14 protein-coding genes and 1 pseudogene are annotated in these 14,191 nt (G+C 58.4%); 8 read left to right on the top strand and 7 right to left on the bottom strand.

What is annotated here, in order from left to right; translation table 11 throughout:
• Positions 1-7 precede the first annotated feature (7 nt).
• Positions 8-1,925: pseudogene (locus CKW24_RS14980) on the bottom strand (flavin monoamine oxidase family protein).
• 196 nt (positions 1,926-2,121) lie between these two features.
• On the bottom strand, positions 2,122-3,018 hold the full coding sequence (locus CKW24_RS14975; protein WP_174244637.1) for a GlxA family transcriptional regulator: 897 nt from the start codon (positions 3,016-3,018) through the stop codon (positions 2,122-2,124).
• A 244-nt stretch (positions 3,019-3,262) separates the two neighbouring features.
• Between CKW24_RS14975 and CKW24_RS14970 the strand changes: the two genes are divergently transcribed.
• On the top strand, positions 3,263-4,399 hold the full coding sequence (locus tag CKW24_RS14970; RefSeq protein ID WP_095168954.1) for an acyl-CoA dehydrogenase family protein: 1,137 nt from the start codon (positions 3,263-3,265) through the stop codon (positions 4,397-4,399).
• A 101-nt stretch (positions 4,400-4,500) separates the two neighbouring features.
• Here the strand turns inward: CKW24_RS14970 and CKW24_RS14965 are convergent, their stop codons facing one another.
• Positions 4,501-5,541: an NADP(H)-dependent aldo-keto reductase gene (locus CKW24_RS14965; protein WP_095168953.1), complete on the bottom strand. Its 1,041-nt coding sequence runs from the start codon at positions 5,539-5,541 to the stop codon at positions 4,501-4,503.
• A 245-nt stretch (positions 5,542-5,786) separates the two neighbouring features.
• On the opposite strand from CKW24_RS14965, the gene rplM reads away from it, so the two are divergent.
• The 7 genes from rplM to CKW24_RS14930 all read left to right on the top strand — a co-directional run bounded on the left by rplM (position 5,787) and on the right by CKW24_RS14930 (position 10,659).
• The gene (gene rplM / locus CKW24_RS14960; RefSeq protein ID WP_007905295.1) at positions 5,787-6,215 is read left to right on the top strand and encodes a 50S ribosomal protein L13; all 429 of its coding nucleotides are present in this window, start codon (positions 5,787-5,789) and stop codon (positions 6,213-6,215) included.
• Positions 6,216-6,229: 14 nt separating this feature from the next.
• Positions 6,230-6,622, top strand: a complete 393-nt coding sequence (gene rpsI / locus CKW24_RS14955; protein WP_008080273.1) for a 30S ribosomal protein S9 — start codon at positions 6,230-6,232, stop codon at positions 6,620-6,622.
• Positions 6,623-6,874: 252 nt separating this feature from the next.
• Entirely contained in the window at positions 6,875-7,468 is a 594-nt protein-coding gene (petA, locus tag CKW24_RS14950; protein ID WP_095168952.1) for a ubiquinol-cytochrome c reductase iron-sulfur subunit, read from the top strand.
• Positions 7,468-8,679: a cytochrome bc complex cytochrome b subunit gene (locus CKW24_RS14945; RefSeq protein ID WP_095168951.1), complete on the top strand. Its 1,212-nt coding sequence runs from the start codon at positions 7,468-7,470 to the stop codon at positions 8,677-8,679. Before petA ends, CKW24_RS14945 begins: the two co-directional genes overlap by 1 nt.
• Complete coding sequence (locus CKW24_RS14940; protein ID WP_095168950.1) at positions 8,679-9,461, top strand: cytochrome c1; 783 nt, start codon at positions 8,679-8,681, stop codon at positions 9,459-9,461. Before CKW24_RS14945 ends, CKW24_RS14940 begins: the two co-directional genes overlap by 1 nt.
• Before the next feature lie 150 nt (positions 9,462-9,611).
• Entirely contained in the window at positions 9,612-10,229 is a 618-nt protein-coding gene (locus tag CKW24_RS14935; protein WP_095168949.1) for a glutathione S-transferase N-terminal domain-containing protein, read from the top strand.
• A gap of 16 nt (positions 10,230-10,245) precedes the next feature.
• Positions 10,246-10,659: a ClpXP protease specificity-enhancing factor gene (locus tag CKW24_RS14930; protein WP_095168948.1), complete on the top strand. Its 414-nt coding sequence runs from the start codon at positions 10,246-10,248 to the stop codon at positions 10,657-10,659.
• 70 nt (positions 10,660-10,729) lie between these two features.
• Here CKW24_RS14930 and CKW24_RS14925 read toward each other — a convergent pair whose 3' ends face one another.
• From CKW24_RS14925 to CKW24_RS14910, 4 genes are all read right to left on the bottom strand, one after another.
• On the bottom strand, positions 10,730-11,308 hold the full coding sequence (locus CKW24_RS14925) for a BON domain-containing protein (RefSeq protein ID WP_095168947.1): 579 nt from the start codon (positions 11,306-11,308) through the stop codon (positions 10,730-10,732).
• A complete protein-coding gene (locus CKW24_RS14920; protein ID WP_007904374.1) occupies positions 11,305-11,898 on the bottom strand; it encodes a phosphoheptose isomerase in 594 nt (197 codons plus the stop codon). The genes CKW24_RS14925 and CKW24_RS14920 overlap by 4 nt, the downstream gene beginning before the upstream one ends.
• 101 nt (positions 11,899-11,999) lie before the next feature.
• The gene (locus CKW24_RS14915) at positions 12,000-12,362 is read right to left on the bottom strand and encodes a YraN family protein (protein WP_095168946.1); all 363 of its coding nucleotides are present in this window, start codon (positions 12,360-12,362) and stop codon (positions 12,000-12,002) included.
• Positions 12,362-14,173, bottom strand: a complete 1,812-nt coding sequence (locus CKW24_RS14910) for a penicillin-binding protein activator (RefSeq protein ID WP_095168945.1) — start codon at positions 14,171-14,173, stop codon at positions 12,362-12,364. Before CKW24_RS14910 ends, CKW24_RS14915 begins: the two co-directional genes overlap by 1 nt.
• Positions 14,174-14,191: the final 18 nt, after the last annotated feature.

Here is a 14,191-nt window from a genome sequence, read left to right as displayed (position 1 = left end):
GGGGGGATCAGATTTTGATTTGGTAGTGCGGGTAGTCGCTCAAGGAAAATCCGCCATTGAACGTCGCGGCGGTTTTGTTGCAGATATGAATCACTGCATCGACAGCACCGCGAAAACATGGCTCCGTCCAACCGGCATCGACGGAAAATGACTCGCCGGACAAATACAAGCCTGAAACATGAGCAAAGTCCCGGTTGTACTTCATCAGGCTGACGGCATCGTAGTAGGTGCCCGGTCGGTAAAGCTTGGCACAGCCCAGAGCATTTTTATCAGTGATCCAGCGCTGAACCACGGCTTGCTCAATGCCGATGTAGGGAGAGATTTTTTCCTGGACGTTGGCAGAGTTCATGAGTATGCGATCCAGCTCTTCGGCGCATCTTGATACCAGCTCCTTATCGCTGAATGAGGCGAGTTTGGTTGCGTCATCTTCCCAGGTATAACTCAGCAGGATGCAGTCATAGCTGTAATTGTCGTTGTAGCGGTAGGTATAGACATCGTGGATGAAACTGTCGGTTACGATGGCTTGCGGGATGTTTTTGTTTTTCGAGAGAAATGATTTTTTCAGCGGTGCAAACACTTTGCAGCTAGTTTCCCAGTGTGCGGTTTTGTAGGCGTTAATCGTCTCGAAAGGCAGCATCTCCCGGGTGAAATTTTCGAGCTTGATTCGAGTTTCAATCAGCCAGGAGGGTAGTGTCATGATGACCGAGTCAAAGTCATCAAATTGCTCCTGGATTTGCTCGGGTTGATTGTGTTTCCAGTTGTAATGGACGCGTATTTTTTGATTGGTCAGCTTTTCCAGTTTTGTAACGGATGAGTCGGTGAGAAGCCCATTGCTTCTTTCGAGGCAATGTTCGTAGATGGACTTTCCGGTTTCATCGGTTTTCACAAACAGCAGGCATTCGTCCAAAGCGGCGAGACCGATGTAGCGGGGCTTGTCAAAACTCTGCCCCATTGAGTCAAAAACGGCTTCGCTATTCAGGTAGGGCGAATCCAGTGGATCGCCGTTTGAGTCCACACGACCATGGATCAGTTGCAATTGGCTGCTGAAACCGAAAATCGCAGTACGCAGAGGGTAGAGGCAGCAGACGTCATAAAAAGCTCCCCAGCTACCGTCACCTATACCTATTGCGTAAAAAATTGCGGACTCTTGCGCAGACATTCCCATTCCGCCGAAATCCCCGGGTGAGCGGGCATCCCAAGCTTCCAGTGCTGGCATGCTGACCAGGTCGCGGAACGAGACACTCTCGTATTTTTCAACGATAGAAGCCCATATGGCTTCCCATTCCTGGCTCGCGTAGAGCTCAGCAACGTGGCGGGTCATGCGATCGGCAAAGGCTTTCCATTTGGAATAAACCTTTTGCAACTCATCGCCGGGAGGCGGTGTGACGCCGTCTTCGTTTTTCCATATCAACATTTGCGGCGCCGATCCGCCGCCCATGCTGCCCTCCCGGAGATAGATGCCTGTCGAGTTAACCCATTGGCTGCCGGGGTTGGCGAAGTCTGAAAACGCCAATTCAAATTGATTGGCGTAGTAAGCCATCAGCGACCGACCTTCTGTCGGTGGCTCATCCGCCCATTTCAAACGGTGTATGGCTTGCTGTCGAGTTTCGGCTGCCGGGAACGGTCAGATGCCTGCCGCCGATGCGCCTGGATTGCTCGATGAGAGTGATATGGGTAAAGCCGCAGCGATAGAGCTCTCTGGCGGCGGTCAGGCCTGTGACGCCGGCGCCGATGATGCAGATTTTATGTTGCGGGTCAGTTGCCCTGGCGATGCCGTTTTCCTGCTCTACCAGTGCACGATAGTCAAAGCACAAATCCGGCGGATTGGGAAAGCGAGCCGCCCATTTATTTTTAGCCGAGCGCTTTGTTCGGTCGGTCTCCTTGGCGATGTATGAAGGGTAGTTGTAGCTTGATCCGATAGTCATGTTTGATCTTCCCTGATGGTCTGCAGGGAAGATGTTGAAGTTTTTAAGGGGTTGCGTCTGTGGGTAGGGTTGGGTTCTCCGGCGCTATGTATTCCGCTTTTTGCGTAGGAAAATGCACAGCGAAAGAACTGCGTGGCCGGCGCAAGATTCTGTGTGGAAGCGAGCAGGCTCGCTTCCACATTCGGTTGGTGTTCGGCTACGCCGCCTGCTGAAACTGCTGCCGGTACTGGTTGGGCGACAATTCGGTGTGCTGGCGGAACAGTCGGGCGAAGAAGCTCGCATCGTCGTAGCCGACTTCGTAGCTGATGGTCTTGATGCTCTTGCGGCTGCCGGACAGCAAGCCCTTGGCGGTTTCGATGCGCAGGCGTTGCAGGTAGTGCAGCGGCTTGTCGCCGGTGGCGGTCTGGAAGCGACGCATGAAGTTGCGGATGCTCATGCCGTGCTCGCGGGCGACGTCTTCGAAGCGGAACTTGTCGGCAAAATGCTCTTCGAGCCAGTGCTGGATCTGCAGGATGATTACGTCCTGGTGCAGCTTCTGTCCGCCGAAGCCGATGCGGCCGGGGGAATAGCTGCGTTGCACCTCATACAGGATGTCGCGGGCCACGGCCTGGGCCACATTGGCCCCGCAGAAGCGCTCGATCAGGTAAATGTAGAGGTCGCAGGCCGAGGTGGTGCCGCCGGCACAAAACAGGTTGTCGGCGTCCGTTAGGTGCTTGTCCTTGTTGAGCTGGACCTTGGGGAAACGCTCTTCGAAAGTGTTGAAAAAGCGCCAGTAGGTGGTCGCTTCCTTGCCATCGAGCAAGCCAGCCTCGGCCAGCCAGAACACCCCGGTGGCTTCGCCGCAGAGCACTGCGCCCCGTGCATGCTGCTCACGCAGCCACGGCAACACCTGTGGATAACGCTGGCACAACGTGTCGAAGTCGTCCCAGAACGCCGGGAGGATGATGATATCGGCATTTTCCAGGCCGCCGTCCACCGGCATCAGCACATCGCTGAAGCTGTTGACGGGCTTGCCGTCGGGGCTGACTACACGGGTTTCAAAGCCGGGGGTCAGGCCCTGGCCCTGTTGCTTGCCGTACCGCAGGCTGGCCAGGTGGAAAAAATCCTTGGCCTGCATGAGGGTGTAGGCAAACACCCGGTCGATCGCCAGGATGCTGACGCGCCGCAACGGCGCAGAAGATTGGATAGACATAATTCAATTTATTCTTATAGGGGAAAGTGGTCACCAAGCGGCTGGATCGTCTTATTTTTTGGCGGATGTGTCCAGTGTCCCGTTACAGGTGGTGGGATTAGTCTCTGGCATACATTTTCGTTCAACAATAACGACAGGTGCCCCGATGATCCCTAGAACCTTGTTCAGCTCCGAGCACGAATTGTTTCGCGATAGCGTGCGCACCTTCCTCGAAAAGGAAGCCGTGCCGTTTCATGCTCAATGGGAAAAACAGGGCTACATCGACCGCAAGCTGTGGAACAAGGCGGGGGAGGCGGGGATGCTCTGCTCCCATCTGCCGGAGGAGTACGGCGGCCTGGGGGCGGACTTTCTCTACAGCACGGTGGTGATCGAGGAAGTCGGGCGGCTGGGCTTGACCGGCATCGGCTTCTCCCTGCATTCGGACATCGTTGCGCCGTATATCCTGCATTACGGCAGTGAGGCCTTGAAACACAAATACCTGCCCAAGCTGGTTTCGGGCGAGATGGTCACGGCCATTGCCATGACCGAGCCGGGCGCGGGGTCCGACCTGCAAGGGGTGAAGACCACCGCGGTGCTGGATGGCGACGAATATGTGATCAACGGCTCGAAGACCTTTATCACCAACGGCTACCTGGCGGACCTGGTGATTGTGGTCGCCAAGACCGATCCCAAGGCGGGGGCCAAGGGCACCAGCCTGTTCCTGGTGGAAGCCGACACCCCGGGCTTTGCCAAGGGCAAGCGCCTGGAAAAGGTCGGCATGAAGGCCCAGGACACCTCCGAGCTGTTCTTCCAGGACGTCCGGGTGCCCAAGGAGAACCTGCTGGGGCAGGCCGGGATGGGCTTCGCCTATCTGATGCAGGAGTTGCCACAGGAGCGCCTGACGGTGGCCGTAGGCGGCCTGGCGTCGGCGGAGGCCGCCCTGCAATGGACCCTGGATTACACCCGCGAGCGCAAGGCGTTCGGCAAGTCGATTGCGGACTTCCAGAACACCCGCTTCAAGCTGGCGGAAATGGCCACTGAGATCCAGATTGGCCGGGTGTTTGTCGATCGCTGCCTGGAACTGCACCTGCAAGGCAAGCTAGACGTGCCGACGGCGGCGATGGCCAAGTACTGGGGCACTGACCTGCAATGCAAGGTGCTCGACGAATGCGTGCAGTTGCATGGCGGCTACGGCTTCATGTGGGAATACCCGATCGCCCGGGCCTGGGCCGATGCGCGGGTGCAGCGGATTTATGCGGGGACCAACGAGATCATGAAGGAGATCATTGCCAGATCATTGTAGGAACAGCTCGCTCGCGATGGTCGTCAACGATAGCGTTGAAAGCCTGGCACCCAGGGTGTGCTCAGGCTTTTCGCGAGCAAGCTCGCTCCTACAAGTGGGGGTTATGGCGCCGGGTTCGGGTGATCCTGGTGGATCGCCTCGATCCCCGCCAGCACTTCATCCGACAGCTTCAGGTCGAAGCTGGCAATGTTGCTGTCCAGTTGTTCGATCGTGGTCGCCCCGATGATGTTGCTGGTGACGAACGGTTGCTGGGTGACGAAGGCCAGGGCCATTTGTGCCGGGTCCAGGCCGTATTCACGGGCCAGCGCGACATAACGGCTGCAGGCAGCTTCCGATTGCGGGTTGAAATAGCGACTGAAGCGACTGTAGAGGCTCAGGCGGCCTTTTGCCGGGCGCGCGCCACCTTCGTATTTGCCTGACAGGAAACCGAACGCCAGCGGCGAGTAGGCGAGCAGGCCGCATTGTTCGCGGATGGCGATTTCCGCCAGGCCCACTTCAAAGCTGCGGTTGAGCAGGTTGTAGGGGTTCTGGATGGTCACCGCACGCGGCCAGCCACGGGCTTCGGCCAGGGCGAGAAAACGCATGGTGCCCCATGGGGTTTCGTTGGATAGGCCGATGTGACGGATCTTGCCGGCCTTGACCTGTTCATCCAGGGCTTGGAGGGTATCCTCAAGCGGCGTCAGGTTGACTTCGCTCTTGTGCTTGTAGCCCAGTTGGCCAAAAAAGTTGGTGCTGCGCTCTGGCCAATGCAACTGGTAGAGGTCGATCCAATCGGTTTGCAGACGCTTGAGGCTGGCGTCCAGGGCCTGGACGATGTGTTCGCGGTTGTGCTTGAGGTGACCGTCGCGAATATAGTCGATGGTGTTGCCGGGGCCAGCGATCTTGCTGGCCAGGATCCAGTCGGCTCGGTCGCCACGGCTCTTGAAGTAGTTGCCGATGTAGCGTTCGGTGCTGGCGTAGGTTTGCGCCTGGGGTGGGACCGGGTACATCTCGGCGGTGTCGATGAAGTTGATCCCGGCGCTCTTGGCTCGCTCGATCTGCGCGAAGGCCTCTGCCTCGCTGTTTTGCTCGCCCCAGGTCATGGTTCCGAGGCAGATGGCACTGACATTCAGGTCGGTGCGGCCTAGCTGGCGATAGTCCATCGGGTGCTCCCTTGGCAAAACAATCATAAAAGCAGGTTGAAAAATTTTTCGCAATCTGCATAATTGCGCACCTCTTTCTGCAGTGGAAGTGATGCGCCGCCGCCGAAGAATCTTGCCGTTGAACGGACGCGCCGACCCGAGCCCCCGATAGCGTCTGTACCCGGCTGCCTTTGACTTGTCAAAGTACGCACTATTCAGTAAGATCCGCCGTCTAATTTACAGGGCGGCCCCTGAGGCTATAAAGAATGAAAACTTTTACTGCTAAACCGGAAACAGTACAGCGCGACTGGTTTGTCGTCGACGCTGCAGGTCAGACCCTGGGTCGTCTGGCCACCGAAATCGCGAGCCGTCTGCGTGGCAAGCATAAAGCTGAGTACACTCCTCACGTTGACACCGGCGACTACATCGTCGTTATCAATGCCGAGCAGATTCGTGTAACCGGTGCTAAAACCACCGACAAAATCTACTACTCCCACTCCGGTTTCCCGGGCGGCATCAAGTCGATCAACTTCGAAAAGCTGATCGCTAAAGCCCCTGAGCGCGTGATCGAGACCGCGGTTAAAGGCATGCTGCCTAAGAACCCACTGGGTCGCGACATGTATCGTAAGCTGAAAGTCTATGCGGGCGCTGTTCACCCTCATACTGCTCAGCAGCCCCAAGAACTGAAGTTTTAACGGAATAGTTCATTATGTCGGCGACTCAAAATTACGGCACTGGCCGTCGCAAGACCGCAACCGCACGCGTTTTCCTGCGTCCGGGCACTGGTAACATCTCCATCAACAACCGTTCGCTGGAAAATTTCTTCGGTCGCGAAACTGCCCGCATGGTAGTTCGTCAGCCGCTGGAATTGACTGAGACTGTCGAGAAGTTCGACATCTACGTCACCGTGATCGGTGGTGGTGTAAGTGGTCAAGCTGGCGCAATCCGCCACGGCATCACTCGCGCTCTGATGGATTACGACGAAACTCTGCGCGGTGCACTGCGTAAAGCTGGCTTCGTAACCCGTGACGCGCGTGAAGTTGAACGTAAGAAAGTTGGTCTGCGTAAAGCGCGTAAGCGTCCGCAGTACTCGAAGCGTTAATTCGCTTTCGCGTTCAAAGCGCCCAGTCTCCTCGCGGAGCTGGGCGTTTTTTATGGGCGATGATTTTTGGTGTGACAACTTGCCACATCCGCAGAAGCCCTATACTACAAGGCTTGGCGGTACCCATGGGTGGTAATTACCTTGTCAGAATTGGGGCTTTTCATTACCATTCTGCAAAATTTTTATAAGTTCAGATTTTTACTTAGTAGATGCCTGATTTAACAGGCCACAAAGCTGATGGGAGAGGACTGGATGAGCAATGACGGCGTGAATACAGGCCGGCGTCGCTTCTTGGTAGCAGCCACATCCGTGGTGGGTGCTGCAGGAGCGGTGGGGGCTGCGGTCCCGTTCGTGGGGTCGTGGTTTCCCAGTGCCAAGGCGAAAGCCGCAGGTGCACCGGTGAAAGTGAATGTCAGCAAAATCGAGCCAGGTCAGCAAATGATTGCCGAATGGCGCGGTCAGCCGGTATTCATCGTCCGCCGCACCCAGGAGATTCTGGGGAACCTGACGAAGATCGAGGGGGATCTCTCCGATCCGGACTCCAAGGCCTCGGTACAGCCGACCTATGTGGATCCCAAGACGCGTTCGATCAAGCCGGAAGTGCTGCTGCTGATCGGTATCTGCACGCACCTGGGCTGTTCACCGACCTTCCGTCCAGAAGTGGCGCCGGCCGACCTCGGTCCAAAATGGGTGGGCGGCTACTTCTGCCCTTGCCATGGCTCCCACTACGACCTGGCTGGCCGTGTCTTCAAATCGCAGCCTGCGCCTTTGAACCTGCCAGTTCCCCCGCATTCCTATGAGTCGGACGACATCATTGTCGTCGGCGTCGATACGGAGAACGCGTGATGAGCAAGTTCATGGATTGGGTTGATGCGCGCTTTCCTGCGACCAAGATGTGGGAAGACCATCTCAGCAAGTATTACGCTCCGAAGAACTTCAACTTCTTCTACTTCTTTGGCTCCCTGGCACTGCTGGTTCTGGTTAACCAGATCGTTACCGGTGTCTGGCTGACCATGAGCTACACCCCGTCGGCGGAAGAGGCGTTTGCCTCCGTCGAATACATCATGCGCGACGTCGAGTACGGCTCGATCCTGCGTCTGCTGCACTCCACCGGCGCTTCGGCGTTCTTCGTCGTGGTCTATCTGCACATGTTCCGTGGCTTGCTCTACGGTTCGTACCAGAAGCCGCGTGAGCTGGTGTGGGTGTTCGGCATGCTGATCTACCTGGCCCTGATGGCGGAAGCCTTCATGGGTTACCTGCTGCCGTGGGGCCAGATGTCCTACTGGGGTGCCCAGGTGATCATCTCGCTGTTTGGTGCGATTCCGGTCATCGGCGACGACCTGACCCAGTGGATCCGTGGTGACTACCTGATTTCCGGGATCACCCTGAACCGCTTCTTCGCCTTGCACGTGGTGGCCTTGCCGATCGTCATTCTTGGCCTGGTAGTGCTGCACGTCCTGGCGCTGCACGAAGTCGGTTCGAACAACCCGGACGGCGTCGACATCAAGAAATACAAAGACGAAAACGGCGTACCGCTGGACGGCATTGCCTTCCACCCGTACTACACCGTGAAAGATATCGTCGGCGTGGTGGTGTTCCTGTTCATCTTCTGCTCGATCGTGTTCTTCTTCCCGGAAATGGGCGGTTACTTCCTCGAGAAGCCGAACTTCGAAGTGGCGAACGCCTTCAAGACCCCAGAGCACATCGCTCCGGTCTGGTACTTCACCCCGTTCTACGCGATCTTGCGTGCCGTTCCCGACAAGCTCCTGGGCGTTATCGCCATGGGCGCCGCGATCGCCGTGCTGTTCGTCCTGCCATGGCTTGACCGTAGCCCGGTCAAATCCATGCGCTACAAGGGCTGGATGAGCAAGATCTGGCTCTGGGTGTTCTGCATTTCGTTCGTGATCCTGGGTGTGTTGGGTGTTCTGGCGCCAACGCCAGGTCGTACGCTGTTGTCGCAGGTATGTACCTTCCTGTACTTCGCCTACTTCATTCTGATGCCGTTCTACACCCGGCTCGAGAAGACAAAACCGGTTCCGGAAAGGGTGACTGGCTGATGAAAAAGCTATTTGCTGTACTGATTCTTGCTGCTTTGCCTGTGTTCTCGTTCGCATCCACCGCGGGCGGTCCTGAGCTGGAAAAGGTCGACATCGACGTCTCCGATAAAGCGGCAATGCAAGATGGCGCACGTACCTTCGCCAACTACTGCATGGGCTGCCACAGTGCCAAGTTCCAGCGCTATGAGCGCGTTGCCGACGATCTGGGGATTCCTCACGATCTGATGCTCAAGAACCTGGTGTTCACCGGCGCCAAGATCGGCGACCACATGAACATTGGCATGCAGCCGGCAGACGCCAAGGCCTGGTTCGGCGCTGCGCCGCCTGACCTGACCCTGGTAGCTCGGGTGCGTGGCACTGACTGGCTCTACGGCTACCTGAAGTCGTTCTACGAAGATCCGTCGCGTCCTTGGGGCGTGAACAACAAGGTGTTCCCGAACGTCGGCATGCCCAACGTGCTGGTCGGCCTGCAAGGTCGCCAGGTCGTAGGCTGCAAACAGGTGCAGATCGTCGAGGACGGCAAGAAGCAATATGATCCGCTGACCGGTACGCCGCTGACTCATGAAGCGTGCGATCAGTTGACCATCGTGCCGAAGTCCGGTGCCCTGACCGAAGAGCAGTTCGATGAGAAGGTCAAGAATCTGGTAACCTTCCTCGCTTACTCGGCTAACCCGGTTAAGCTGGAGCATCAGCGCATTGGTACCTACGTACTGTTGTACCTGGCGTTCTTCTTCGTATTCGCTTACTTGCTCAAGCGCGAATACTGGAAAGATGTGCATTGATCTAGCTTCAAGCATTTGCTGTTAATCGCGCGCGCCCAAGGGCGTCTCTGTAAACGTAACGAATCTGGTCATCCAGGCGTTACGGGAGACGCCCTCTGGGCGCGCTCGTTTTTCCGCTTTCAATAATTTCAACAAGCGAGGAGGACCGCCATGGGCGTGACCAACCGGTTGGCCTGTTACTCCGACCCCGCCGACCACTATTCCCACCGAGTGCGAATCGTACTGGCAGAGAAGGGTGTCAGCGCCGAGATCATCAGTGTGGAGGCGGGCCGTCAGCCGCCAAAGCTGATCGAAGTGAACCCTTACGGCAGCTTGCCCACCCTGGTCGATCGTGACCTGGCGTTGTGGGAGTCGACCGTGGTGATGGAATACCTGGATGAGCGTTATCCCCATCCACCTTTGCTGCCGGTTTATCCGGTGGCGCGGGCCAATAGCCGCCTGCTGATCCATCGCATCCAGCGTGACTGGTGTGGCCTGGTGGATCTGATTTTGGACTCACGGACCAAGGAGCCAGCACGCGTGCAGGCGCGCAAGGAGCTGCGAGAGAGCCTCACGGGTGTCTCGCCGTTGTTCGCCGACAAGCCGTTTTTCCTCAGTGAGGAACAAAGTCTGGTGGATTGCTGCCTACTACCGATACTCTGGCGTTTGCCGATCCTGGGTATTGAACTGCCGCGGCCGGCCAAGCCGCTGCTTGATTATATGGAGCGCCAGTTTGCGCGTGAGGCATTCCAGGCGAGCCTGTCTGGTGTCGAACGCGATATGCGCTAAGGCTTAAGGAGCCGCTATGAACTCCAGTCGTCCTTATCTCGTCCGTGCGCTCTATGAGTGGATTGTCGATAACGATTGCACCCCGCACATGCTGGTCAACTCCGAGTTTCCTTCGGTGCAGGTGCCACAAGGATTTGCCAGTGACGGACAGATTGTCCTGAACGTTTCGCCCGCTGCCGTGCGTCATCTGCACATGGATAACGATGCAGTGAGCTTTGAAGGTCGCTTCGGTGGTGTGCCGCACACCCTGTACGTGCCTATAGCTGCAATCCTGGGTATTTACGCTCGGGAGAATGGCCAGGGTATGGTGTTTGACTTGGAGTCGCCGGTAGAGGGCGAGGACGAGTTCGAGCCCGAAGATGATCTGCCGCCACCCGACAACGAGCCGCCGCGCCCTAGCGGACGGCCAAGCTTGAAGGTGGTGAAGTAATAAAAAAGGCGATCCATTCGGATCGCCTTTTTTATTACTTGCAGGAGCCGTGCTCCTGCAGGAGAGCGTGTCAGTCAATGTACTCAAACAGTTTCACGATCTTCTGCACCCCGGAAACGCCCTGCACCAGGTTGGTGGCCTGGGCCGCTTCCTGCTTGGTCAGCAAGCCCAGCAGGTAGACGATGCCGTTTTCAGTCACGACCTTGATGCGCGAGCCGGGAATGCTGGCGTCGGTGAGCATCTGGGTCTTGATCTTGGTGGTCAGCCAGGCGTCGTTGTTGCGTGCCAACAGTGACGAGGGTTGCATGACCTGCAGTTCGTTGTGCACCGTCTTGACCCGCTGCACAGCGGCAGCGGCCTGCTCGGCCTGGGCCTTGAGGTCGGCGCGGGGCGTTTGCCCGGCCAGCAGCACCACGCCGTTGAAGCTGGTGACGACGATGTGTGATTGGGTGTCCAGATCCGGGTTGGCCTTGGCCACGTTCACGCCAACCTTGGTTTCGATCAACGAGTCGTCGATCTTGCTGCCGAAGGTGCGAGTGCCACGGTCATCCTGGATGGGGCTTTCACGGCTGGCGTTCACCACCGAGGTGCATCCGCTGATGCCGAGGCACAGCGTCAGGGCCAGTAGGCCTAGGCGATTAGGGGTCATTCTTCACTCCCGAACAATTGGCTGTCGATCAAGTCGCAGAGGCAATGGATCGCCAGCAGGTGGACTTCCTGAATGCGTGCGGTGACGTTGGCCGGTACGCGAATCTCCACGTCTTCCGGCAATAGCAGCGACGCCATGCCGCCGCCATCGCGACCGGTCAATGCTACGACAATCATTTCGCGATCATGTGCGGCCTGGATCGCTTGAATTATGTTGGCCGAGTTGCCGCTGGTGGAAATCGCCAGCAGGACGTCTCCGGGCTGGCCCAGGGCGCGGATCTGCTTGGAGAAGATTTCGTTGTAGCTGTAGTCGTTGGCGATCGAGGTGATCGTCGAGCTGTCAGTAGTCAGGGCGATGGCCGGCAGGCTGGGGCGTTCGCGCTCGAAGCGGTTGAGCAGCTCGGAGGAAAAGTGCTGTGCGTCACCGGCCGAACCGCCGTTGCCACACGAGAGCATTTTGCCTTCGTTGAGCAGGGCGTTGACCATCACTTGGCTGGCTTGCTCGATGTGCGGTGCAAGTACGTCCATCGCCTGTTGCTTGGTATCGATACTGGCCTGAAAAAGCTGGCGAATTCGGGATTGCATGTCCATCTGTGTGACCTTAAGTGGCGCGGCCTGGTGGCACAGCAATGTGCGGCCCGCAAAGCAAAGAGCAAAAGTGTTGGGTGAAAATCGGTCCTGCCCGACAGCGGTCAGCTATCAAAGGCATTCCGTAGCCAGTTCAGATGCGCTGCAGTGCTGTCTATGGCAACCACATCAAAACGGCAGGGGGAGTCGGCCCAGCGTGACTCGCTCTGCAGGAAATACTGCGCGGCGAGTACCAGTTTTTGACGCTTGCGCGCATCGATACTGCCGAGCGCGCCACCCCATTGGGTGTTTTTTCTGTAGCGGACTTCGACGAATACTACTGTATCGCCGTCAAGCATGACCAGATCAAGCTCGCCGCGTTTACACAACCAGTTCTGCGCCAGCAGGCGCAGTCCCTGTTGCTGGAGATGCTGGAGCGCCTGGCTTTCAGCATCTCGACCGCTTTGCTGGCGTGACCTGTCGGGCATCAGCGCGGGGTGTCCGGCAGGCGTTGGACCTGGCCGTTGACGAATTGCGCCCAGGGCAGCTGGCGTTGAACCCGTTGCGTCGGGCTCATGCTCAGGTTGCCGGACTGGCCTTCGATGGTGCTGTCCGGCAGGGCCTTGAGTTGACCCAGGCGCGGGGCCAGGCGGTAGGCGTCGACGCCCATGGCGTACAGCCGACCCAGGCTGCTATTGGCTTGTGGCCATTGTGCAGTCACTTGCTGGCGCAGCGGGTCGCTGGTGTTGAGCAGCCATGGGGTTTCGCAGAAGCGCACGCCGTTCATGTCGTTGTACTGGTTCTGGTCGCCACTGGCGCTGTACACGTGGGACGTGGCGTAGACCGGCACGTCACCCGCGTATTGGAAGTTCAGCGTGGGTTTGATCTGTTGCGCCTGTTGTGGGGTCGAGGCGAGGAAGATGAACTCGATGTCCTGGCGGCGCGACGGCTGTGCGGCGATCTGCGAGCCGACGGTGCTTTGCAGGCTCTTGGCGCGACCTTCGCTCTGGCGCAGTTGGAACAGGTCGGCGATCTGCTGGGCCAGTTGCACGGGTTGGTCTACACGTTCGACACCGATGATGCTGCCGCCATTGGCTTGCCAGTCCTGGCTGAAGGCCTTGAGGACGCGGTCGCCCCATTCGCCTTTAGGTACCAGGACCGCAGCGCGATGCAGGCCGTCGGCACGTGCGCGACGGGATACTTCGCGCGCCTCGTCCTCGGCCGCGAGGCCGAACTGGAACAGTTGGGCCGGGCCTTGGTCGCCTTCGCTGTAGTTCAGCGCCAGGGTGGTGATCGGCAGTTGAGGGCGCGCGTTGAGTTGCTTGACCAGGGGTTTTTCCAGCGGGCCGACTACCAGTTGCACGCCATCGGCTTGGGCCTTGCGATAGAAGTCGTCCAGCGAGGTCAGGCGCGAGCTGTCATAGAACTCGATGGCGGGTGGGTTCTGTCCGGCCTGTTGGGCCTGGTAGTGAGCAGCCATGAAACCTTCGCGCAGGGCCTTGGCCACCGAGGCCAGCGGACCTTCCTGGGGCAGCAGCAGGGCGATCTTGCCGAGCGGCTGGCTGGCCAGTTGCTTGAGTTGGGTCAGTGGCAGTGGCAACTGCAGGGCAGCAGGATGCTTCGGGTGCTGGGCTTTCCAGTTGTCGATGGCGGCCTGTTGCAGTTCCAGGGTGCCGGCGGTTTTTACCGCCACGGCCAGGCTCATCCAACCGCCGAGCACGTCGTCGGTGATCGGTTGCAACTGGTCGGTGGGCAGCGAGGCAATCAGCGCCCAGATCGCCTCGTGGTTCTTGTTCGCGGCTTCGCCTTCGAGCATCGGCGCGATGGCAATCCGCTCGCGGGCGGCGGCCAGCGTCTGGCCGTCGGCTTCGAGGGCGCGGGCACGCACGGTGCCGGTGCGAACCTGTTGCTCGTCCGGCAATTCGCTCAGGCGCTGCAGGCTTGGGTGGCTCAGGGCGGTCAGTGCCGCCTTGGGCTGGTTGCGGGTCATCGCCAGTTCGGCGGCCAGGGTGCTGGCATAGACCTGTTGGCCCGGCTTGAGCGTTTCCAGCGGAACCTGTTGCAGGATTTGCGCGGACTGGCCGGCGTTACCCTGGCGATACGCCAGGTCGGCCGCGCTCAGGCGCAGCAGGGCAGCCTTTTCCGGATTGGTGCTGGTGGCAGCCTGTTCGAGCAGTTGCTCGATACTGGCATCGGCCGTCCGTGGAAGGTCGCCAAGGCTGGACGAGGGCGAGCTGGCGCAAGCCGCCAACAGGGCAGCGAGGCAGAGGGCAGTGAACAGCCGCAGGCAAGCGATCATGTAAGTGTTCCTGATACT

Source organism: Pseudomonas sp. Irchel 3H3 (assembly GCF_900187635.1).
Lineage (GTDB): Bacteria > Pseudomonadota > Gammaproteobacteria > Pseudomonadales > Pseudomonadaceae > Aquipseudomonas.
Note: the sequence above shows the minus strand (reverse complement) of the source record. Positions and strands in the feature narration are given on the sequence as shown.

Excerpts from the sequence above, each read along its gene's own strand:
- CKW24_RS14935 (WP_095168949.1), top strand. The coding sequence starts at position 9,612 with ATGGGCGTGACCAACCGGTTGGCCTGTTACTCCGACCCCGCCGACCAC.
- rpsI (WP_008080273.1), top strand. The coding sequence starts at position 6,230 with ATGTCGGCGACTCAAAATTACGGCACTGGCCGTCGCAAGACCGCAACC.
- CKW24_RS14970 (WP_095168954.1), top strand. The coding sequence starts at position 3,263 with ATGATCCCTAGAACCTTGTTCAGCTCCGAGCACGAATTGTTTCGCGAT.
- petA (WP_095168952.1), top strand. The coding sequence starts at position 6,875 with ATGAGCAATGACGGCGTGAATACAGGCCGGCGTCGCTTCTTGGTAGCA.
- CKW24_RS14920 (WP_007904374.1), bottom strand. The coding sequence starts at position 11,898 with ATGGACATGCAATCCCGAATTCGCCAGCTTTTTCAGGCCAGTATCGAT.
- CKW24_RS14940 (WP_095168950.1), top strand. The coding sequence starts at position 8,679 with ATGAAAAAGCTATTTGCTGTACTGATTCTTGCTGCTTTGCCTGTGTTC.
- CKW24_RS14945 (WP_095168951.1), top strand. The coding sequence starts at position 7,468 with ATGAGCAAGTTCATGGATTGGGTTGATGCGCGCTTTCCTGCGACCAAG.
- rplM (WP_007905295.1), top strand. The coding sequence starts at position 5,787 with ATGAAAACTTTTACTGCTAAACCGGAAACAGTACAGCGCGACTGGTTT.
- CKW24_RS14925 (WP_095168947.1), bottom strand. The coding sequence starts at position 11,308 with ATGACCCCTAATCGCCTAGGCCTACTGGCCCTGACGCTGTGCCTCGGC.
- CKW24_RS14965 (WP_095168953.1), bottom strand. The coding sequence starts at position 5,541 with ATGGACTATCGCCAGCTAGGCCGCACCGACCTGAATGTCAGTGCCATC.
- CKW24_RS14930 (WP_095168948.1), top strand. The coding sequence starts at position 10,246 with ATGAACTCCAGTCGTCCTTATCTCGTCCGTGCGCTCTATGAGTGGATT.
- CKW24_RS14915 (WP_095168946.1), bottom strand. The coding sequence starts at position 12,362 with ATGCCCGACAGGTCACGCCAGCAAAGCGGTCGAGATGCTGAAAGCCAG.
- CKW24_RS14910 (WP_095168945.1), bottom strand. The coding sequence starts at position 14,173 with ATGATCGCTTGCCTGCGGCTGTTCACTGCCCTCTGCCTCGCTGCCCTG.